Annotated in this window: 14 protein-coding genes; 5 read left to right on the forward strand and 9 right to left on the reverse strand. The window is 44.8% G+C overall.

What is annotated here, in order from left to right:
* Positions 1 to 2 precede the first annotated feature (2 nt).
* Positions 3 to 2567, reverse strand: coding sequence for a nitrite reductase large subunit NirB (nirB, locus tag L3V23_RS08020; RefSeq protein WP_237292170.1), 2565 nt, complete (start codon positions 2565 to 2567; stop codon positions 3 to 5).
* A 325-nt stretch (positions 2568 to 2892) separates the two neighbouring features.
* Between nirB and ylqF the strand changes: the two genes are divergently transcribed.
* A complete protein-coding gene (ylqF, locus tag L3V23_RS08025; RefSeq protein WP_042482908.1) occupies positions 2893 to 3837 on the forward strand; it encodes a ribosome biogenesis GTPase YlqF in 945 nt (314 codons plus the stop codon).
* Between the two features lie 86 nt (positions 3838 to 3923).
* On the opposite strand, the gene L3V23_RS08030 is transcribed toward ylqF, so the two are convergent.
* The gene (locus L3V23_RS08030; protein WP_237292171.1) at positions 3924 to 4910 is read right to left on the reverse strand and encodes a GTP-binding protein; all 987 of its coding nucleotides are present in this window, start codon (positions 4908 to 4910) and stop codon (positions 3924 to 3926) included.
* Between the two features lie 609 nt (positions 4911 to 5519).
* Between L3V23_RS08030 and clcA the strand changes: the two genes are divergently transcribed.
* Together clcA and L3V23_RS08040 are read left to right on the forward strand one after the other, a co-directional pair.
* Complete coding sequence (clcA, locus tag L3V23_RS08035; protein WP_102962512.1) at positions 5520 to 6917, forward strand: H(+)/Cl(-) exchange transporter ClcA; 1398 nt, start codon at positions 5520 to 5522, stop codon at positions 6915 to 6917.
* Positions 6918 to 7120: 203 nt separating this feature from the next.
* Entirely contained in the window at positions 7121 to 8086 is a 966-nt protein-coding gene (locus tag L3V23_RS08040) for a TDT family transporter (protein ID WP_237292172.1), read from the forward strand.
* On the opposite strand, the gene L3V23_RS08045 is transcribed toward L3V23_RS08040, so the two are convergent.
* Positions 8083 to 9045, reverse strand: a complete 963-nt coding sequence (locus L3V23_RS08045) for a sensor domain-containing diguanylate cyclase (RefSeq protein WP_042483399.1) — start codon at positions 9043 to 9045, stop codon at positions 8083 to 8085. The two genes, L3V23_RS08040 and L3V23_RS08045, sit on opposite strands and share 4 nt — an antisense overlap.
* Positions 9046 to 9281: 236 nt before the next feature.
* On the opposite strand from L3V23_RS08045, the gene L3V23_RS08050 reads away from it, so the two are divergent.
* Positions 9282 to 10877: a DEAD/DEAH box helicase gene (locus L3V23_RS08050; RefSeq protein WP_237292173.1), complete on the forward strand. Its 1596-nt coding sequence runs from the start codon at positions 9282 to 9284 to the stop codon at positions 10875 to 10877.
* A 126-nt stretch (positions 10878 to 11003) separates the two neighbouring features.
* On the opposite strand, the gene L3V23_RS08055 is transcribed toward L3V23_RS08050, so the two are convergent.
* The 6 genes from L3V23_RS08055 to cra form a co-directional block, all read right to left on the reverse strand.
* Positions 11004 to 11444 (reverse strand): universal stress protein, encoded by a 441-nt coding sequence (locus L3V23_RS08055; protein WP_237292174.1) that lies wholly within the window; start codon positions 11442 to 11444, stop codon positions 11004 to 11006.
* A gap of 111 nt (positions 11445 to 11555) precedes the next feature.
* Positions 11556 to 11969 (reverse strand): alternative ribosome rescue aminoacyl-tRNA hydrolase ArfB, encoded by a 414-nt coding sequence (gene arfB, locus L3V23_RS08060; RefSeq protein ID WP_102965257.1) that lies wholly within the window; start codon positions 11967 to 11969, stop codon positions 11556 to 11558.
* Positions 11970 to 12040: 71 nt separating this feature from the next.
* The gene (locus tag L3V23_RS08065) at positions 12041 to 14545 is read right to left on the reverse strand and encodes a cache domain-containing protein (RefSeq protein ID WP_237292175.1); all 2505 of its coding nucleotides are present in this window, start codon (positions 14543 to 14545) and stop codon (positions 12041 to 12043) included.
* Positions 14546 to 14733: 188 nt separating this feature from the next.
* Positions 14734 to 17775: an SMC family ATPase gene (locus tag L3V23_RS08070; protein ID WP_237292176.1), complete on the reverse strand. Its 3042-nt coding sequence runs from the start codon at positions 17773 to 17775 to the stop codon at positions 14734 to 14736.
* Between the two features lies 1 nt (position 17776).
* Positions 17777 to 18913, reverse strand: a complete 1137-nt coding sequence (locus L3V23_RS08075; RefSeq protein WP_102965254.1) for an exonuclease SbcCD subunit D — start codon at positions 18911 to 18913, stop codon at positions 17777 to 17779.
* 178 nt (positions 18914 to 19091) lie between these two features.
* Positions 19092 to 20072: a catabolite repressor/activator gene (gene cra, locus L3V23_RS08080; RefSeq protein WP_042482883.1), complete on the reverse strand. Its 981-nt coding sequence runs from the start codon at positions 20070 to 20072 to the stop codon at positions 19092 to 19094.
* A gap of 325 nt (positions 20073 to 20397) precedes the next feature.
* Between cra and fruB the strand changes: the two genes are divergently transcribed.
* Positions 20398 to 21537 carry a fused PTS fructose transporter subunit IIA/HPr protein gene (gene fruB / locus L3V23_RS08085; RefSeq protein ID WP_237292177.1) on the forward strand — a complete coding sequence of 380 codons (1140 nt, stop codon included), beginning with the start codon at positions 20398 to 20400 and terminating at the stop codon, positions 21535 to 21537.
* Positions 21538 to 21552 lie beyond the last annotated feature (15 nt).

Raw genomic sequence — 21552 nt, forward strand, 5'->3', positions numbered from 1 at the left:
CCTTATGCTTCTGTCGCAGCTACGTGCAAAATGTCGCCTTTCGCTTCAGGATGTTTTTCCGTGAAAGTTGCTGGGCGGTGTTGCGCTCGTTCTGGCACAAACACAACGTTGTCATCGCGTTTGTCTGAGTTAATGAAATGAGCAAAACGAGTCAGTTGTGATTCGTCGTTGATGGTCGCAGTCCATTCACACTCATACTCATCCACTAACTTCGCTAAGTCAGCTTCAAGTTGAGCATTGATGCCTAGCTTGTCTTCAACAATCACTTTACGCAGGTAATCCACGCCGCCTTCCATGTTATCCAACCAAACCGATGTGCGTTGCAGTGGCGCAGCAGTACGGATGTAGAACATCATGAAACGGTCGATGTATTTGAGCAGTGTTTCTTTGTCTAGATCGCTTGCTAGAAGGTCGGCATGGCGAGGCTTCATACCCCCGTTACCACACACGTACATATTCCAGCCAGCATCTGTTGCGATGATGCCTAAGTCTTTACCTTGAGCTTCCGCACATTCACGCGTACAGCCAGATACACCAAACTTCATCTTGTGAGGAGTACGAATGCCTTTGTAGCGATTCTCAATTAATGAACCTAAGCCAACAGAATCCTGAACACCGTAACGACACCAAGTAGAACCCACACAAGTCTTCGCCATACGCAGTGCTTTGGCATACGCTTGACCAGTTTCAAAACCAGCGTCAATCAGCTTGCGCCAGATTTCAGGTAAATCATCTTTTTGCGCACCAAACAAACCAATACGTTGAGCACCAGTTACTTTGGTGTATAGCTTGTACTCTTCCGCTACTGCAGCCAGAGCGCCTAACGCTTGTGGTGTTACTTCACCACCCGCCATACGCGGAATAACAGAGTAAGTACCGTCTTTCTGGATGTTGCCTAGGAAGTTGTCATTGGTGTCATGCAGTTTCACTAACTGAGGTTTCAGAATATGTTCACCCCAGCATGACGCCAAAATAGAACCTGCCAGCGGTTTACACACTTCACAGCCGTAACCTTTGCCGTATTTTGCTAGTAGCTCATCGAAAGTTTTGATCTCTTCGATACGAATTAAATGGAAAAGCTCTTGGCGAGAGTAAGCAAAGTGCTCACACACATCACTCTTCACTTCGATACCAGACTTAGCAAGTTCCGCATTCAGAACAGATGTCACCAGTGGAACACAACCACCACAGCCCGTACCCGCACCTGTTACTGCTTTGATATCCGCAAGCGTATGATGACCATCAGCAACCGCTTGTGCTATCTTGCCCTTAGTCACATCAAAACATGAACAGATAACCGCGCTTTCAGGCAGTGCATCGGCACCAAGAGCCGGTTTTTCTGCGCCAGCATGAGCAGGTAGAATCAGTGCATCTGGATGTTCAGGAAGGTCAATTTCATTCAGCATTAACTGAAGCAGATCACCGTAGTCAGACGTATCTCCCACAAGCACTGCGCCAAGCAGTTTCTTGTTGTCACTCGATACAATCAGACGTTTGTAAACTTCTTGCTCTTCGTTTTGGTAAACGTAGCTCTTACAACCTTCAGTGCGACCATTCGCATCACCGATTGAACCGACTTTCACGCCAAGTAACTTCAGTTTTGCAGACATATCTGCACCTTCGAACTTGCTTTCCGTTTTACCAAGCAAGTGGTCTACTGCCACAGTTGCCATCTTGTAACCCGGTGCCACTAGACCGAAGAAGGTTTGATTCCAAGAAGCACATTCACCAATCGCGTAAATGTTCTCATCTGAAGTCTGACAGTGGTCGTTAATCGCCACACCACCACGAGGTGCAATATCCAGATTCATATGACGAGCAAGTTTGTCCTGCGGGCGAATACCTGCCGAGAACACAATGAAGTCTGTTTCAAGCTCTGTACCATCTGCAAAACGCATCACGTTACGTGCATTTGTGCCTTCTGGAACAATCTCAAGCGTGTTTTTGCTGGTGTGAACATGCACGCCCATACGCTCAATTTTCTGACGTAACTGGTTACCACCAGCCAAATCTAATTGTTCTGCCATCAATTTAGGCGCGAACTCAACAACGTGAGTTTGCACACCCAACGCCTTTAAAGCACCTGCAGCTTCAAGACCTAACAGACCGCCGCCGATAACCACGCCTGACTTGCTGTTTTTTGCACAAGCTTCGATTGCTTTCAAATCTTCAATCGTGCGGTAAACAAAGCAGTCTTTGCTTTCATGACCTTTAATAGGCGGAACAAATGGGAATGAGCCAGTAGCAAGGATCAGCTTGTCGTATTGAATTTCACGACCTGTGCTTGAATACACAATTCGGTTTTCGCGGTTAACGTTGATTGCACGTTCACCAAGAAGAATGTTGATGCCGTGCTTTTCATAAAAACCTTCTTTAACTAAAGAAAGCTCATCCGCAGTGTGATGTGAAAAGTAAGAGGACAAATGCACACGGTCGTATGCGGCGCGAGGTTCTTCACAGAAAACAGTGATATCCATTTGAGAGACATCGGTTTTCTCGACTAAATCTTCGATGTAACGGTGACCTACCATCCCGTTACCGATAACGACTAGCTTCAACTTGCTCATTGTAATTCCTAAGGGTTAGGTTCTTAACTAAGCGAAGTTTTATTTTTCTGCGTAAATTAATACATGATGTAGGTCAATTGAGTTTTTAAACTACCCTAAAGTGGTATGAGATTTATCAATAAATTGAGTGGAATTTATTCATTCTCAAGTGTGTTTGATTAAACGACCACATCAGCACTCAGTCAGACCCTGAATGGTGAGTTGGATACATCGAACAATCTCGCGTACAATAGCCGCCATTCAAATTAACCAATGATCATCTGACTTCTTAGATTTGCTGTATAGCAACGCACATTTCAGATGAAGACTAAGGCAATAAATTCAAATGGTTAACAACAATATTCAGTGGTTTCCTGGGCATATGCATAAAGCGCGCAAGGAGATCGAAGAAGTCATCCCACAAGTAGATGTGATCATCGAAGTGTTGGATGCGCGTATTCCTTTCAGTAGTGAAAACCCGATTATTTCGAAACTTCGCAAAGAAAAGCCTTGTGTAAAAGTGCTGAACAAGCGCGATTTGGCTGATCCTGAAATGACTCAGCTTTGGATTGAGCACTTAGAGAAAGAACAAGGTGTAAAGGCGATTGCGATTACCACTTCTAACCAGAATGAAGTGATGCAAATCATGGAGTTGTGCCGCAAGTTAGCGCCAAACCGCGAAGCTTTGGGCAAGAACGTTCGCACAATGATCATGGGTATTCCAAACGTTGGTAAGTCAACCATTATCAACTGTTTAGCGGGTCGTGCGATTGCTCAGACGGGCAATCAGCCTGCGGTTACTCGCCGTCAGCAACGTATCAACCTACAAAATGGCATTGTGCTTTCTGATACTCCGGGCATCTTATGGCCGAAAGTGGAAAACCCACACAGTGGTTTCCGTTTAGCGGCGACAGGCGCAATTAAAGATACGGCAATGGAATATGAGGAAGTGGCATTCTATACCGTAGAATACCTCGCAGAGCGTTACCCAGACCTATTGAAAGCACGTTACAACATCGACGAGTCACCTGAATCTGACCTTGAGTGGATGGAAGAGATTGGTCGCAAACGTGGCGCACTACGCGCTGGCGGTCGTGTAGATTTACACAAAGCGTCTGAAATTCTTCTGCATGAACTGCGTCAAGGTATTCTGGGGCAAATTACCCTTGAGCACCCTGAGATGATTACTCAGGAGCTGATTGAAGTGGAAATCGAAGAAGCGCGTAAAGCGGAAGAAAAAGCGAAAAACAAAGAAGAACGCCGTAAGCGCTACCTGCGTAACAAGCGTTAATCTTTTTACTATAGATATAAAATTAAGGGCGACTCATGTCGCCCTTGTCGTACCCACTGTTTATGACTTCTTCAGTAACTTAGAAGTTACTTGGAAATTCCAGCCAGTTTTAACAGAATGCTTTCCAACTGATCCCACGGCATTAGCTGAGAATCAATCACTTCAAGGCGCGACTCAAAGCCTTCAAGACTCAACTCATTCACGGAAACCACACCATTGGCTGAGTTAAACGCATAGCAGCCACGGTCTGTGTTCACTACCGCTTTTACACGCTCTGCGGTTAAATCGCTGATCATTGAGAAGAGCTCATCAAAGTTAAAACGGTACTCGGCACCAAATAACCAACCACAGCTGTAATAACCCTGCCCTTTGTTCTCTTTACGAGCAAAAGCTTGGTTTGGATTTAACTGAAACTCAGGTTCCATCTCTGCATGGTGATGATGGTGAGATTCAATATGCGATGACGCACCACCGTGGACACGTTCAATATCTAATACTTCAATCGGTAGTTGACCGCGTGTGACCAGTTTATGGAATACTTTTGCTGGCGTTTGGTCCGTTACCCAGTCGTTGAATACATCGATATCATGAGCGGTACACTCATCAACCTTGTTGCCAATGATCACATCTGCCGTTTGCAATTGGTCGTTGAAATTTTGGTTGCTGGTGTATTTTTCATTACTCAAGTTTCGCGGATCAACCAGACCAATCGTCGCTTTAAGATTGACATATGGCGTGTATTGGTCAGAAGTTAAAGTGGCAATCACTTGTTTAGGGTGTCCAAGCCCTGTTGGTTCGATGATCAAACGGTCAGGTTTCTGGCGTAGCAGCGCATTAATACCCACAGACATAGGCACGCCTGCCGTACAACACATACAACCGCCCGGAACTTCTTTAATCAAAGCCCCTTGTTCAGTCATCATCGCGCCATCAATACCAATTTCACCGAACTCATTGACTAGCACCGCCCACTTTTCGTTTTCAGGCTTGTTCTTTAACAGATTCAATATCGTTGTTGTTTTCCCTACCCCGAGGAAACCCGTGATGATATTGGTTGGGACTTTATTCGTCATCGTCATACTCCTTTTCCAAGGAGTATACATAGGAGGCTAAAAGCTTTCTATATAGTCGATTTCTACAAAGCGATTAGCAGGTAAGCAAGCAAACATAGAATGCCCTATAACCTCAGCACTCAGCAGCTCGACTGATAAGGCTGATAGCTGGAAACAAGAAGTATGCAGTATAAATACAATAAGCAGAAAGCAGACAGTATAAAGGCGCACTGCGGGAGCGCGCCTTATTCCTCGTTACTCAATCGTGAGTGTGCGGATTCAGTCATCTGTAGATAGATGTTATAGAATCAAATACGAGGTCAATCGAATAGAATTTTGATTCCTTCCAAATTGTAAGTAAGGCTCTTTTCACATCCTCCGTAAGAAATATCGATAAACGCCTTACGATTTAAATATGGCTCATATCCCTTGAAATACAAGTTTCTCAGCCAATTTTATAAGCAAAATTTTTATCTAAATCACCTTTTTGAAAAGTGGTAAAAACACATCTGTTTTCATATCAAAGTCATATATGAAAATCTAATTTGCATCTTTGCAGCTATAGTTGATGGTAATGGTAAGTATAATCTGACATTCCTCACATAACGCCAACCATGAGACCCGTTTTAAATGACCAACAGAGAGAAGTTTACGCACAGTCTTCTAGCAAAAGTTCCAAAAGATGCTATCAACCAATTTCTCTCTAAAGATAAAACCCCCATCTCAGTTCTCTTTCTCTCTCTAGCTGTCGGTATATTGGCTGGCATTGTCGGCACTTACTTTGAAAAAGCCGTTCATTTCGTCTCAGAAACGCGTACAGAATGGCTGAAAAGTGAGATTGGTAACCTGCTCCCATTGTGGCTAGCGGCATTTATTATCAGTGCGGCACTGGCGTTTGTGGGTTATTACCTTGTTCACCGCTTTGCACCGGAAGCGGCGGGCTCTGGTATTCCTGAAATTGAAGGTGCAATGGACGGAATTCGACCTGTTCGTTGGTGGCGAGTCATTCCAGTGAAGTTTTTTGGCGGCATGGGTGCATTGGGTTCAGGTATGGTGCTAGGACGTGAAGGACCAACCGTACAAATGGGCGGCGCTATCGGCCGCATGATTTCAGATGTATTTCGAGTTAAGAATGAGGACACTCGTCACTCTCTGCTTGCATCAGGTGCAGCAGGTGGTTTGGCAGCGGCTTTTAATGCGCCTCTTGCTGGCATCATGTTTGTCGTAGAGGAAATGCGCCCTCAGTTTCGTTACTCATTGATCTCCATCCGTGCGGTTATTATTTCTGCGGTGTCAGCCAATATTGTGTTTCGCTTAATCAATGGTCAGGAAGCCGTCATCACCATGCCGGAATATGATGCGCCTGAGTTGAAAGCGCTTGGTTTGTTTCTGTTTCTGGGTATGTTGTTTGGCATTTTCGGCGTGATATTTAACCGACTCATTACGCTGTCTCAGGACATCTTTGTTCGTATTCACAAGAACCAACGTAAACGCTATCTGATCACAGGCTCATTGCTTGGTGGTTTTTTTGGTTTGACCCTACTTTATGTTCCTGAACTGACGGGCGGTGGTATCAACTTTATTCCAGACGTCACAAATGGCGGCTATAGCGCTACGATATTGCTGCTGTTGTTTATTGGGCGCATCTTTACCACTGTGATCTGTTTTGGCTCGGGTGCTCCGGGCGGTATCTTCGCTCCAATGCTGGCTCTGGGCACACTGTTTGGCTATGCCTTTGGCCTGATCGCGAAAAGCCTATTGCCAGAGCTGGATATCGAACCGGGTATGTTTGCGATTGCGGGAATGGGCGCTCTGTTTTGTGCCACCGTACGAGCACCGATTACGGGCATCCTGCTGGTTATTGAAATGACGGGGAACTACAACCTGATTCTGCCACTGATCATCACTGGCTTAGGCGCAGTGATATTTGCGCAGATGTTTGGCGGACAACCTATCTACAGTCAACTTCTAAACCGTACATTGAAGAACGAGAAACTGCGTCAGCAAGATCTGCCACAACAGGAATAAAAAGAGGATTAATATTTAGTCTTCCGCCTAAATGTTATGAATTTGCTGCGTATTTTGTGACAATCGCACACATTATTGTCGTACAGAAAGTGACGAAACTTGTTAATATCGCCACCCTAAAGCGAGTGGTAGCGGTGTTGCCTTAATCTCAGACACCAAAACTGCATAACACCACTGTATGGCGATGGAATGCGGAGTTTTCGTTGAACTGGAAAAGGTTTCTTCAAGTACAAGCTGTTCCCCCTTCTCAAGCAGCCCTTGCATTAGGCATGATTGGCTTAGGTCAAGCGTGGGCGCTGTATCTGCCAACGTTCGGCCTTGCTGTACGCCCTTATCTGGTTACGATGGGCGCAATACTGCTGTTGCCTGTGTTAGCAAGGTATCTAACCAGCTACAAAACCTTTATCGCTGATATTAAACACCCTCTCTCTGGTAGCCTAATGGCACCGATGAGCATGGCACTGTTAATTCTGTGCGATTACCTAGTTGTTATCTCGCCACTGATTGCCTACCCACTATGGGCCTTAGCGCTCATGCTGCATTTTACCATGATGATATTGTTCTTCGGCTTTCAGCTCATGAATTTCAAGATGTCGAACATCGTGCCTAGCTGGTTCTTATATCCGGTGGGAATGATCAGTAGCTCGTTGGCGGGAACGCAGTTTGGACACAACTTGTTTTCAGAAACACTCGTACAGGTATGTGTCGCTATCTACTTTATTATGTTGCCTGTGGTTTTGTATCGCTTGGTGTTCTTTGGTTCGTTGCCACGCAGGGCAAGACCAACGTTGGCTATTATGGCGGCACCGATTAACTTAACTCTCGCCTCCTATCTGGTCAATTTCCCTGACCCAGACCCGATACTAACCGGAGCGTTGGCGGGTATTGCCATCACCATGACGCTGCTGATCTACCTGTGCTATTTACGATTGTTGCGGTTGAAGTTTCAGCCTTCGATCGCGGCCGTCACTTTCCCATCCGTGATCAGTGCTATCGCAATGCACAGATTGACCACCTTTTTTGAGTCAGATTTTCCACACTGGCACTGGCTACACAATTTCGGATTTCTTGAACTCACCATTGCAACCGTATTGGTGGTGTGGGTTTCCGCTGGTTATATCAGAATGTACTGGCCAGAGTTTTTCCCAAACAAGAATAGTAGCGGCTAATTTTCCTCGGCTTTGATGTACGCCACGCCATTTTTTCCGCTGTGTTTTACTTGGTACATTGCCTTATCTGCGAGTTCATACAGCTCTTCGAACGTGTAATTGGAAGTGGTGAACTCACACACGCCAATACTAAAACCGATCTGAGCCGACCCGTTATCCACTTTCATCGGTTCACTGACATTCGTCAGCAACTGATCGATATAACGGCTGATCACTTCTCTCGGATGGTCCACGCACAGCACGACAAATTCGTCACCGCCTAAGCGCGCAATAATCGACTCGCTCGGGGCGTACTGATTGAGCCACTCCGCAACCTTTATCAACACTGAGTCACCCGCTTTATGACCTGAGTGATCATTCACGGTTTTGAAGTTATCAAGGTCGATAAATATAAGAGAGGCGGGTTGGTCCAATAAGCCACGACAAATTTCATCGCATTTTTCAACCAACACCTTGCGGTTAAGCAAATTAGTAAGTGGATCTAACGTTGCTAATCTCGACAGTTCGAGTTCATATCGCTTTTCTTTAGTGATATCGATGTGAGTACCCATCATTCGTAGCGGTTTACCATCTTGATCGTATTCGACAATCCGGCCCCGATCAGATACCCAACTCGTACTGCCGTCATTGTGGATCATGCGATGAATCACCTGATAAGTGTCTACTTTGCCATTGATGTGATCTTCGAATGCACCCACTGCCAAATCATAATCATCGGGATGAAGCCGGCTTTTCCAGATCTCAACGGTCGCTTCCAGCTCATGAGGCTGAAAGCCCAGCATTTTGCCCCACTCCATATTAAATATGGTGAGTTTGCCAGTAGGTAAATGATTCTCCCACAAACACAAACCGTTGCCATCGAGTGCGACATTAAGCTTTTCTTCCAAGCGCTGGTTATCACGTGTCAGTTTTTCAACCTGCTGTTCTAGCTGATTAATTCGCTTTAGATATTCGTCCATCAACTTCAGTACTTGTAGTGCGCCTAACATTTGAGAGCTAATAGTTTAGCACTATATCAATAGGCTTAAATTATAATTCCCTTGCAAAACGCAACTTCAATCCATCAATCAAAAGCGCCGAAAAGAAATTATCTGTTGCTACTATGGGGCGAAAGCCTCAGAATGTCGCACTTTTCGCCATCAATAATCATTTATCTGTGGTGAGTATTAATTAAGTACAATATTGAGAATTAAATATGGGTTTTACCTCGTTAGGTCTATCTGCTCCAATCCTTAAAGCTATTGAAGAAAAAGGATATACCACTCCTTCACCGATTCAGATACAGGCGATTCCAGCTGTATTAGAAGGAAAAGATGTAATGGCAGCGGCACAGACTGGTACAGGTAAAACTGCTGGCTTTACTCTGCCTATTTTAGAGCTTCTATCACGCGGTCCAAAAGTTCGTGGCAATCAGGTTCGTGCTCTGGTCCTCACTCCAACCCGTGAGCTTGCCGCTCAGGTTGAAGACAACGTCAACACCTATGGCAGTCACCTACCTCTGACAAGTGCTGTAGTTTTTGGTGGTGTGAAGATTAACCCGCAAATGCTGCGTTTACGTAAAGGCGCGGACGTGCTGGTAGCCACACCGGGACGTCTGTTGGATCTATACAACCAAAATGCCGTTAAGTTTGACCAACTGGAAGTTCTGGTTCTTGATGAAGCAGACCGCATGCTCGATATGGGCTTCATTCGTGACATCCGTAAGATCCTTGATTTGTTACCGAAGAAACGCCAGAACCTGCTGTTCTCAGCAACGTTTTCTGACGAAATTCGTGCCTTAGCCAAAACGATGGTCAACAACCCAGTTGAGATATCAGTAAGCCCAGCGAACTCAACAGCAAGAACTGTAGAGCAATGCATTTATCCAGCGGATGTGAAAAAGAAAGCACCGATGCTGGTGAAGCTGATCAAAGATGGTAACTGGCAGCAAGTGTTGGTTTTCACCAAAACTAAACACGGTGCAAACAAGCTTTCAGCGTTTCTGAATGAGGAAGGTATCAGCTCAGCACCGATTCATGGCAACAAGAGCCAAGGCGCTCGAACCAAAGCGTTGGCCGATTTTAAATCTGGCGAAGTTCGCGTACTCGTTGCAACAGATATTGCCGCTCGTGGTATTGATATCCCTCAGCTACCGCAAGTGGTGAACTTTGAACTGCCTAAAGTTGCTGAAGATTATGTGCACCGTATTGGTCGTACAGGTCGTGCTGGTGAAGTGGGTAAAGCGATTACTTTGGTTTCAGCAATTGAAGCACCTGAACTTTTTGCTATTGAGCGTCTTATTCAACAAGTGCTTCCACGTATCGAACTGCAAGGATTTGCACCAAGCAACAAAGTTCCTGAGTCTATTTTAGATACTCGTCCTATTAAAGCGAAGAAGCCTAAAAAACCGAAACAGCCTAAAATGCATAACGCAGAAGGTAACCAATCGGCTCGAGGGGCTTCCAAAGATGACAAACCTGCGGCTAAAAGCACATCTAAGCCTAAGCGCCCTAAACCAAGTGGCGAAGGTCATCGTGATGGCAATCAAAATGCTCAGCCAAAAGCAAATGGCGAGAACAAACATCGCAGCAAGAGATTTGGGGACAAACCAAGTTCGGATAACAAGCCAAATGCCAACAAACCGAGTGGCAGCGGTAAACCAAACAGAAATGGTAAACCTAGCTCAAATGGCAAACCTGCTACAAGCGGTAAGCCAAGTGCAAACGGCAAACCAAGCGGAAACAGAAAGCCGAATCGCGGTTCAAACCAAGACCGTAATCAAAACAATAGTAAACCAACTCAATCGGCATAATCTCGAACTCAATAAAAAAGAGTGTGGCCCAAAAAGCCACACTCTTTTTTTTATTCCATATCCTTTATCTTCAATCCGATCTTTCCGTTCTCAACTTACTACTTAAGTTAAGGCTAGCTTAAACCGTTAGGATTCCATGGGCACAACCAAAATATCAATCGGTGACTTGTTAATCAGATCTCGAGAGTAGGAAACCATATTGCTCCAGAAGTCATGATGATGCCCGCAGATAAGCAGGTCGTATTCATGCTGCTCAATAACTTTTTTAAGTTTGCTCCCCAAACTGCCCGTCCCAACCCAGAAATGTTTGATCGGAAAATCAGGAAACTGTTCTTTGGTGTAATTCTGGAACTTATGGAGAAGATCATTGGCATGCTGATTGAGCGGCTTTTGTGTTGGGTCCTGCTGAATATCAATTAACTGGCTATAAACCTCACCAACCGCACCATCAACATGGATGAATGAGACATCCGCGTTAAAAGTGTTCGCCATTGCGATCGCTTTATTGATCAAAACTTTGTTCTCTTCGGTCAGCTCTAACGCGACCAAAATATGTCGGTATTTCATCACTCTGCCCTCATGCCAATATGACTGTTGAGAGCATAGCCTTTATGCAGAAAAAAGGTGTCACTGAGATCACATGATGAAAAGAACAGTTAATCGTGAAACTTCAAAAGCTTAATAGACGACTTTCCCACGTAAAGATTTGTTCGTGCCATTTCGCTTCTTAGCCTCAACACGGCGGTGTTGCGATGCTTTTGTAGGCTTGGTTGGCCGGCGCTTTTTCACTACCACCATGGCAGCGACAATCATCTCTCTCAGACGATTCAGCGCATCTTCTCGATTTTGTTCTTGGGTTCGGAATGTCTGCGCTTTAATGATGATCACCCCTTCTTTGGTGATTCTGCTGTCTGAAAGCGCAAGTAATTTCTCTTTATAGACTTGAGGTAAGGTAGAGCGTTGAACATCAAATCGCAGATGAATCGCACTCGATACTTTATTTACATTCTGCCCGCCACTGCCCATAGCCCGAATGGCTGACAACTCGATTTCCCAGTCCGCCAGTTCTACAGTGTTTGATATTTTAAGCATGACAATATGTACGAAGGTAAAGAGTAAGGTGCTATTTTAGAGAACTTCCACTGTGAATTCTATGCCTAAGACTAGATCGACTCTGAACCCGACTGAAGCTTAGAACACAAAAGTTCACCGATGGATTCTATTGTCAAAGGCGGTGCGAAATAGTAGCCCTGTACGACATCACAACCATATTCAGCCAGTTCATTGTACTGTTCCATCGTCTCCACTCCTTCAGCAACAACGGTCATTTGACACGATTCACCGATGGCAATAATGGCTTTTACCAAAGTCTTGGTCTGCTCACTGATTAACAACTTCTCAATAAAAGAGCGGTCGATTTTAATTTCTGTAATCGGCAACGTATTGAGATAGCTCATTGAAGAATATCCAGTACCGAAGTCGTCTAACGAGAGTCCAAAACCAAAGCTCTTCATGCTATTGAGACGTTCGGCAACCGTATCTAAATCCTCCAATAAAACGTTCTCTGTGATTTCCAGAGTCACGCGAGAGATATCAATTCCCACTTCATGAGTAATTCCAACCAAGGTTTCAGGAAAGATTGGTTCCATCAGTTGTTTGGGCGATATGTTGATTGAAACGCACATAGCCTCGGCTCCATTAGGGCTGATCGAGAGAATATCTTCACAAGCTTTACGGAAGACAAAACTACCAAGCTCATGTATCACCCCAATGTCTTCTGCCAATGCAATAAATTTCACTGGCGATATTGGGCCTAGTCGAGCACTGTTCCAACGCGCCAGCGCTTCAACCCCCATGATCTTGCCACTCTCTACGTTAACTTGTGGCTGATAAAGCACTTTGAACTCATCGCCTTTGAGGGCTTTTCGCAGCTCTTCCTCTATCATGTAATCAAGCTGTATTTCTTCATTGATGTCAGAGTTATAAAACATGGCGCTACCTTTACGCTGCGCTTTTGATTTATACAAAACGACATCAGCCTTACGAATCAAGGCTTCTGGTTCGGTGTCATCACGCGGGAACATCGCCACACCGATACTACAATTGGTAGTCAATACTTTGCCGTCAATGATGAACTTATCTTCAAACACTTTTTGTATCAGCAACACTTTCTCTTGGGCAGCCAAGTCATCCGTCAGATCCGGGAAACAGAAAATAAACTCATCGCCACCAAAACGTGACACGGTATCGTGAGGGCCAAGAATGCTTTCAAATTTTCGGCTGATGGTCTTCAGAAGTTTATCCCCTGAAGAGTGCCCGTGAAGATCATTAATCTTCTTAAAATCATCCACATCCAGCAACATTACAGCCCCGCAACACTGGTTGTGATGAGCGTAATCAATCCCAGTGTGGATAATGCCGTTGAGAAGAAGTCGATTGGGTAAGTCTGTTAAAGAGTCATGCTCCGCCAGATATTTAAGCTTATCTTTGACTTGGTTGAGCTCATTGAAATCTTTAGCTATACGCTCCTGAAAACGATTAAAACGATCACCAATCACTCGCCCAAGTTTCAGTGAAAGCGCAATGATAATTAGCGTGGAAATCAAACTTGCATACAAGATGCGTTTTAATTCGTCATTGTTACTGGCCTCTAGAGCACGAATATTTTCGGCCAGATAAGCTTCAAAACGCTGCACATAAAAGCCAGTGCCGATTGTCCAGTCCCACCCATCAATCATTTTGAGATAGCTGATTTTTTCTCCACCGTTAAGCGCACCGGGCATATATTTGGCCATGTAGTGAGTAAAGCCGGAACGATCTGTATCTTTAGCGCGAATCTCATCTATCTGAACGCCGAGCTCGTCAGAAACGGCAGTGTTAACCATTGCCGCTTCAGGGTGTGAGAGAATTATCCCTTGGTTATCAATCGCAAAGACATAATCGTTGTTGCCATATCGGTAATCACTCAACCAATCTATAACTTGTTCTTGTATATCTGCTTGTACATCAACAATGTACTCCCCCGTCCCGATATACCAGCCATATGGCTCAAAATACTTACCAAAGCCTATTTTTTCGAAATGTTTATCAGGAGCTTCATCTGGCTTGCTGTACCACCAGCGATAAAAAGCTTCACCACCTGAGTTGTTCACTTTGTCAATGTGCTCCTGAACAATCAAGGTCCCTTTAACATCTTTGGTTTCCCAGACAGACTGCCCTTCTAACTGTGGGATATAACTGTGCAAGACATTCATGCCTTCACGATCGAAAATAAAGAAGTAGCCACGCCCAGAGTTGAAGCGAATGGGGCGGAGAGCTTCTCTTATCATACGGACAACATCTTCTTTCGGTTTCTCTCTATGCTGCTGATAAATATTGGTTGCTATGTTGTGCGCTTCATACACACGGCTTCGCAACTGATCTTCTAGGGTTTTAACGGTGAGGCTCTTTTGTCTTTCGATTTGATTGGAGACTTGCTGAATTTGTTCTTGAACAGCCTGTTTTTGTTGTTCGATAAGGTTTTCGCGAATGAATTCTATCTTCTCTTCCGATTCCACCCGATTGCTTTGGATCAGAATAACGTTAACCACGACAGCAAATAGTGTGATGAACACTGCTGGTGCATATCGGATAATATTCAGCAATTTTCTATCATTTAGTGGAGTCATCGCTGCCTACTTAAGGATGTGGTTACTCATTAAGAATAGTCAATTTTAACTAGTTACAAGTAATGAAAGATCTAAACTTGCAATTCGAGAAAGATAGGGAACTATCGAATGACTTTGTGGGATTTTAAACGCAACAAGAAAGCGAGCCGTTTATCAAACCGCCCGCTTTAAGGCGAATTTTCAGATTGTTAAGCAACCAGTTTAATTGAACTGCCCGTTCTCGCAGCTTCAACATCCAGCCTTAGCGAAATCTGTTCTTTGAGCTCACTGACGTGTGAAATAATGCCAATCGTTCTGCCCCCCTGCTGTAAATCAATTAAGGTTTGAATTGCCAAATCGAGTGACTCTGGATCTAAGCTACCAAAACCTTCATCAATAAACAGAGTATCGAGACGGATACCACCGCTGTACGACTGCACCACATCCGACAAACCAAGCGCCAGCGAAAGCGCAGCCATAAACGATTCACCACCGGAAAGGGTCGCGACATCACGCCATTTCCCTGTGTAGCCGTCTTCAACCATCAAATCCAAGCCTGAGCCAGTGTTACCTTTTGCACGCTCTTCTTTACGTTTCAGCAGATAACGGCCTTTGCTCATCAATTGCAAACGCTGAGAAGCCTGAATTAAGACATCATCCAGCAGCACGCCAAGCACAAAACGATGCAAGCTGACTTTCGCTCCCGTTCTTCCGTTTGCAATATCACTTAATGTGCCAAACACCTGATAGGCTTTTTCTAACTCTTCATTCTTCGCATAAAGCGCGCTGAGTTTCTGTTGAACCTGATTAAGGCTATCCATCCTCGAGCGAAGTTGCGTATAGCTTTGCAACGCTTGTTCGACTTGTTGCTGTTTTGCCGTCAAGGCTTGTTCTAAAGGCTCTAACTCAGGTTGCTGTTTGTCTTTCAACTCACCATTAATCGATTCAAGCTGAGTTTTCAGTGATGCCCCTTTATCTTCGTATTGGCGAATTGACGATTCCAGTTCGGCTATCGCCGCTTCTACCAGTTTGGCGCTTAAATAGGCGTCTTGATTTTCAAACGAGCTTGCAGACAGCGCTTCTAACCAAGCTTTTTCTGTACTCTGCTTTTCATCAGACCACTGTTTCTGTAGCGCCAGAGCATCATTTAATGATGATTCAATTGCTGAAAGCTGCTTCTGCGTTTCAGCAAACTGTTGCTGCATCTGCTGCTCTGCTTTTTGCAGCTCTTCGATCTGCTTTTTAACCGCGACATATTGGGCTCTTACCTGCTCGACATTATCGAAACCAGATGAAACACCTTCGAATAGTGAAGCCACTTCCGTTTCTAAAACCGTCATTGCATGCTTGCTGTCCGCTGTACCTGCAATAGACTTTTCGAGATTAGCCTTGGTTTGTAAATGACGACCTTCCAGAGCTTCCAACTGAGCTTTCAATGCTTGAGGCTGCATTGATGCCAGAGTTTGAATCTCTTTCTCTAACGTTTCTTTGCTTTGCCCAAGCACCGCGAGTTCGGCTATCGACTGCTCTGCAATTTTGGCTAACAGCTGGTTCAGTTCACGTTCAATTTGACCAAGATTTGATACCGCAGACTGATGATTTTTCAGCGCTTCTAACTCGTTTGACGCGCACAACTGCTGCGCATCTCGGGCAACTTTCACTTCCGCACGCGTAACCACGTCACCGGTAAAACTTGCTAACTGAGGATGTTCCAAACTGCCACAGACAGGACAAGCATCACCCTCGCTTAACGACTTCGCCAATTCAGCAGCTTGGTTGGTGTGCCAAATCATTTCCAGTCTGTCAGCGTCTTTCTTAGCATTAGCGGTGGCGGCTTGCGCTTCGGCATATCTTTTTTCCGACTGAGCCACGGCTTGCTTAAGTTTGCTTTGTTGTTCAATTAGCTGCTCGCTGCTTTGACGAACTTTGATCTGTTCCACCACATTAGCTAGCGACAAGCGCTTGGCATCTAGACTCGATACTGCATGAGTAGTTTGTTCGTATTCAGCTCGCTTGCTTTGAATTTCTGTATCCAGCTCTTTTAGCTGCTTTTCAAACGACTCTTCTTCCACTTTCGCTTTGGTGAAGGCTTGCTTAGCCGTCTCAAGCGCTTTTTGTTTGTCATCAAGTATGCGGTATTTTTTACCTATCTCTTCAAGTTGATACCGCTGCTGTTCCAATTTTTCAATCTGTTTAGAGTTCTTAACCGCTTGCTGCAAAGCAGCTTCGTTTTGTTCAGATTGGATCTTAATTTTAGACGCTTGTAGCTGCTTATCTAAAACGCTTTTTGATACTTGCTCAAATTGCTTCGTTGCACTAATCCATTGATTAAATGGCAGATCGAGCGCCTGCGCTTGCCTTGCTTTGGCTCTTTTCTGGCGCAGTTGTTCAATGTTCGGCAATTCAGATTGATGCTCGGTTACCGCTTTCTCAATCTCAGCCTTTTGTACAAATTTCTGTTTCAGCTCCTGAGCTGAGTTGCGTTGTTTCTTCGCTTCATCCAGTTGCTGTTGCAGTGATTGATAGCTCTGTTCGCTTTGCTTTAGTTCAGGTTGAAGTTTTTCCTGTTCTTCTTTCAACTCTTCTTCCGAAGCCACAGACACTACATTCAACGCACCTTTGATCTGGTTATCGAACTCATCTTTTTCTTTGCGAATTCCCGCTGCTTTTTCAAACAGAGCGCGCTCTATCTGGGTATAAATTTGTGTTTGAAATAACTGACCAAAGATTTGTTCACGCTCTTTTGAGTTAGCGACTAAAAGCTCACGAAACTTACCTTGTGGAATCACCATCACCTGACGGAACTGCTTCACATCTAGACCAATTAAATCCACCATCGCTTTTGCAACGGGATTCGGACGGTTTGCCAGTAGCTTATGTTCGCCGTCTACGATTTCCACCAAAGTAGCGGAGTGAGCTTTCTTAGTTGTGCCCTCGCCCCGCTTTTTCGGTGTTTCCTGATCTGGGCTACGAGTCACAAGGTACACTCGGCCTGCAAGTTCAAACTCAAACTCAATTTCCGTTACAAGTTCGGCGTCTGCATAATCACAGCGCATCTGATCGCCGGTGCGTTCGCTGCCAGTGGTTTCACCATAAAGCGCAAAACAGATCGCATCTAAGATTGAGCTTTTGCCTGCCCCTGTAGGACCATTTATCAGAAACAGCGGAGATGCACCAAGGCTAGTGAAATCCACCACCTCTTTGCCAGCAAAAGGACCAAATGCTTGAATCGATAATCTTAATGGACGCATTCTATTCCCCTTGCTTCAATGACTGGATAACAGCGCTAACAGCTTGCTCTTGAGCTTCTGTTAATGCTTCCTGCTTGGCTTCTAAGAAGAAGTCTTTAAACATCTCCATTTCTCCGCGAGCGAGACGAGCTTTGCCCATTTCCTGATCGACACCAATCAACATACCCGGCTTTTCAAGGTGCAATACATTTGGGTAGACCTTACGCAGCTTTTCCATTGGGTCGAGAATGGCATGCTTGTCTTGCAGACGCACCAGCAGGTAATCATGGCTATTGGGGTCCGTTCGGCCTTGTTCTAAAATCTGGTTTAACTCGCCTTCAACAATTCGCATGTTGTGAGGCGCATTGAGTGGAATTTGGCTGGCAGAGACAAAACCTTCTTTATTAAGCTCAACCAAAGTCATCGCTTTCTTGTGGTGCTGCTCACTGAAGCTGTACTTCATCAGTGAACCGGAATAACGAATATAATCAGTGCCTTTCATTTGCGGCTGATGCAAATGACCAAGAGCCACATAATCAAAGGCTAAAAAGTGTTCGTGGCTGACTCTGTCAGAACCACCGATGGATAACGGACGCTCTGATTCAGACTCAATAGCGCCATCAACAAAACAGTGGCTGATCAATACGTTCTTCTGAGAAGGTTTAAACTGCTCGGCAATTAATCCGCAAAGATGCTGATGCGCTTCGTCATGAGTGCTAACCGCAGTTTGATAGTAGTGACGTACCAGCTCAGGATCGTTATAAGGCATACCGTAAAAAGCGACTTCACCGGCTTGTTCACTAGTAAGAACGACTGGCTCAAGCATATGTTCGAAGTCTGCAATGATGTGCAAACCGGATTGCTTCATCTGTTTCGCCGCAAAGCCTAATCGCTTTGCTCCGTCATGGTTGCCCGGTATGACAAGCATAGGAACGCCAAGCTCTCCACAAATCTTGGTGACGACGTCATCCAGCAACTCAATTGCATGTGTTGGAGGAACGGAGCGATCATATACATCACCGGCGAGCACTAAAGCATCAACCGAGTTGTGTTTTATGTAATCAACGATTTGAGATAATACGTGTCTTTGATCTTCAAGTAGCGACACATTATGAAACTGACGGCCTAAGTGCCAATCTGAGGTGTGAAGAAACTTCATGCCTTTCCTGTGCAACGAACACTTTTTTAAAATAGTTGCCGAATATGATACCCGTTTTACGAGCAAATGCGACGCTGAAAAGGCAAAGAGTGAGTGATGATGCAGGAATGATTACCCTTTGTATTTCATCAACGAAATCAAAGGGCAATCAGGATCGAGATTTATTTGAGCGCTTATCTTACGCTCTGACTTTCAAACGACGTGGAACCAACTCAACACCGGATTGATAGCGTTTTGCTGAAGCATTTAGCGCAAGCGCCAACGCGCTGTCGGCAATCACTTCAAACTGCTGCGGTAATGAATTGATTTTCACTGGAAGAAAGTCCAATAAGCGGTTGTCACCAAACGTTGCTAAACGAATTTTTTTCAGCAAGTCAGGATGCTCCATCAACACATCTAATATGCCTTCCAGCAGAGTATAAGACGTCGTCACTATCGCATCAGGCAAGCGCTCTTTCTTTACCCATTGTTCAAACACTCTGCGCCCTTCTTCACGGTTAAAGTGCTCGCCATAACCCAGCATAAATTCACGCTGGTTTGATTTAACTGCAGACTCAAAACCAAGCTGACGCTCCTGAGAAATGTTCAGCTCGGGTAACGCACCAATTAAACCGACAGTTTTTACATTGTCTGTCAAAAGCGAAGATGTTAAGTCGTAAGCGGCACCGTAATCTTCACTGATCACACAGGCGAAGTATTCGTCATCCAACGGACGGTCAATCGCAATAACTGGCGTACCCATGTTTTGCATTTTTAAGTAGTAGTCACTGGCGTTTGGAATTGAACTTGCTACAAAAAGAGCATCTATTCGTCTTGATACCAACGCTTCTGCTGCACTAATTTCAGTTTCAGGATCATCATCAGAACAAGCTATCAAAATCTGGTAGCCCGCTTGTCGAGAGTTTTGCTCAATCAATTTTGCAAGTCGAGCGTAACTGGTGTTCTCTAGATCCGGAATAATCAAACCGAATGAACGGCTGTTACCCGCTCGCAAAGAGGATGCCGCGTGGTCAGGGCGGTAATTGTATTCATTAACCACAGCCATCACTTTTTGCTGTGTCTTTTCACTAATGCGGTACTTCTGGGCTTTTCCATTGATCACATAGCTTGCAGTCGTTTTCGAAACTCCAGCTAATTTTGCGATTTCATCTAGTGTCATATCAACTGCTCTATTTATGTGCGGCGGATCATAGAAACAATTTTTCGATCCTCATTGGTGTTGAATTATACGCTGAATCGATTCAGTATAAAAGCTGAAAGGATTCAGCAAAGTTGGGAATTGATAACGGTGTCAATGTTTACGGTAAAATTCTCAACAATCGGTAGATGCACCACCCGATTGTAAAGAAAGTATCTTGGCAACTTTGCTGAATTTTTTTGGACCAAATGCTGAATCGTTTCAGCCAAGATTAAGCAAAAGTTACTACAATAAAAAAGAATTAAAAAATCATCCTGTCTAACTACGACAGAAGAAGGGGCAAACAATGCTGCAATTAACCACTCAAAATATCCAACTTAGTCAAGCTCACGCTAACAAGTTGGACGCAATTCGCGCTATCGCTGCCGACCTCACCCAGAAAGGTTTAGTCGACAATGGCTACGTTGAAGGCATGTTAAACCGTGAAGCTCAGAACTCTACGTTCCTGGGTAACGGTATTGCGATTCCTCACGGCACAACCGACACACGCGATTTAGTGAAACAAACCGGTGTTGCTGTTCACCACTTCCCTAACGGTGTGAACTGGGGCGACGACAATACGGTTTATGTTGCTATCGGTATCGCTGCGAAGTCAGATGAACACTTAGGTATCTTAAAACAGTTAACCAAAGTGCTTTCTGCTGACGGCGTGGAAGAAAAACTGAAAAATGCAAAATCTGCAAATGACATCATTGCTCTGCTAAATGGTGAAGTTCAGTTCGAAGCCGATTTCGACGCTTCACTGATTCAACTTCTTTTCCCTGCAAGTGACATGGTGCAAATGAGCGCTGTGGCTGGCGGTTTGTTAAAGAATAGCGGCTGTGCAGACTCTGAGTTCGTTGCTGACCTAGTGACTAAGAAACCAACTCACCTTGGTAAAGGTCTATGGGTTGTGAGCAGTGACAAAACGGTAAAACGCACAGGTATGTCTTTCGTTTCTACTGCTAATCTTTGTGAATGTGACGGTTTACCAGTTAAAGCACTTGTCGCGTTCGCTGCATGCAATAGCGCACATGAAAATATGCTGAACACACTGTCGCAAAAAGTCTTTGCTGGCGAACAAGACGTGTTCTTGAAAGCAAACTCTGAGCAACTACTGGCTCTTTTCAGCAACGAAGCGGAAGAAGAAAAGGTAACAGAAGCGACTGGCGATAATGTTGCTGTATTTAAGATTAAGAACTCACACGGTCTTCATGCTCGTCCGGGCGCGATGCTGGTTGCTGAAGCGAAGAAATTCGAATCTGCAATCAAAGTGTCTAACTTAGACGGTGACGGCAAAGTTGTTAATGCTAAGAGCTTAATGAAAGTGATTGCTCTGGGTGTTAAACACGGTCACCAACTTCAGTTCACTGCTGAAGGTCCAGATGCAGCTAAAGCGCTGGAGTCTATCGGTGCTGCTATCAACGCTGGCCTAGGTGAAGGTTAAGGGGCGACTTATGCA

Source organism: Vibrio sp. A1-b2 (genome assembly GCF_021726015.1).
GTDB classification, from domain to species: domain Bacteria; phylum Pseudomonadota; class Gammaproteobacteria; order Enterobacterales; family Vibrionaceae; genus Vibrio; species Vibrio diazotrophicus.

What these genes read in the sequence shown, in the direction of transcription:
- nirB (WP_237292170.1), bottom strand. Translation starts at nt 2,567, where the DNA reads ATGAGCAAGTTGAAGCTAGTCGTTATCGGTAACGGGATGGTAGGTCAC.
- ylqF (WP_042482908.1), top strand. Translation starts at nt 2,893, where the DNA reads ATGGTTAACAACAATATTCAGTGGTTTCCTGGGCATATGCATAAAGCG.
- L3V23_RS08030 (WP_237292171.1), bottom strand. Translation starts at nt 4,910, where the DNA reads ATGACGAATAAAGTCCCAACCAATATCATCACGGGTTTCCTCGGGGTA.
- clcA (WP_102962512.1), top strand. Translation starts at nt 5,520, where the DNA reads ATGACCAACAGAGAGAAGTTTACGCACAGTCTTCTAGCAAAAGTTCCA.
- L3V23_RS08045 (WP_042483399.1), bottom strand. Translation starts at nt 9,045, where the DNA reads ATGGACGAATATCTAAAGCGAATTAATCAGCTAGAACAGCAGGTTGAA.
- L3V23_RS08050 (WP_237292173.1), top strand. Translation starts at nt 9,282, where the DNA reads ATGGGTTTTACCTCGTTAGGTCTATCTGCTCCAATCCTTAAAGCTATT.
- L3V23_RS08055 (WP_237292174.1), bottom strand. Translation starts at nt 11,444, where the DNA reads ATGAAATACCGACATATTTTGGTCGCGTTAGAGCTGACCGAAGAGAAC.
- arfB (WP_102965257.1), bottom strand. Translation starts at nt 11,969, where the DNA reads ATGCTTAAAATATCAAACACTGTAGAACTGGCGGACTGGGAAATCGAG.
- L3V23_RS08065 (WP_237292175.1), bottom strand. Translation starts at nt 14,545, where the DNA reads ATGACTCCACTAAATGATAGAAAATTGCTGAATATTATCCGATATGCA.
- L3V23_RS08070 (WP_237292176.1), bottom strand. Translation starts at nt 17,775, where the DNA reads ATGCGTCCATTAAGATTATCGATTCAAGCATTTGGTCCTTTTGCTGGC.
- L3V23_RS08075 (WP_102965254.1), bottom strand. Translation starts at nt 18,913, where the DNA reads ATGAAGTTTCTTCACACCTCAGATTGGCACTTAGGCCGTCAGTTTCAT.
- cra (WP_042482883.1), bottom strand. Translation starts at nt 20,072, where the DNA reads ATGACACTAGATGAAATCGCAAAATTAGCTGGAGTTTCGAAAACGACT.
- fruB (WP_237292177.1), top strand. Translation starts at nt 20,398, where the DNA reads ATGCTGCAATTAACCACTCAAAATATCCAACTTAGTCAAGCTCACGCT.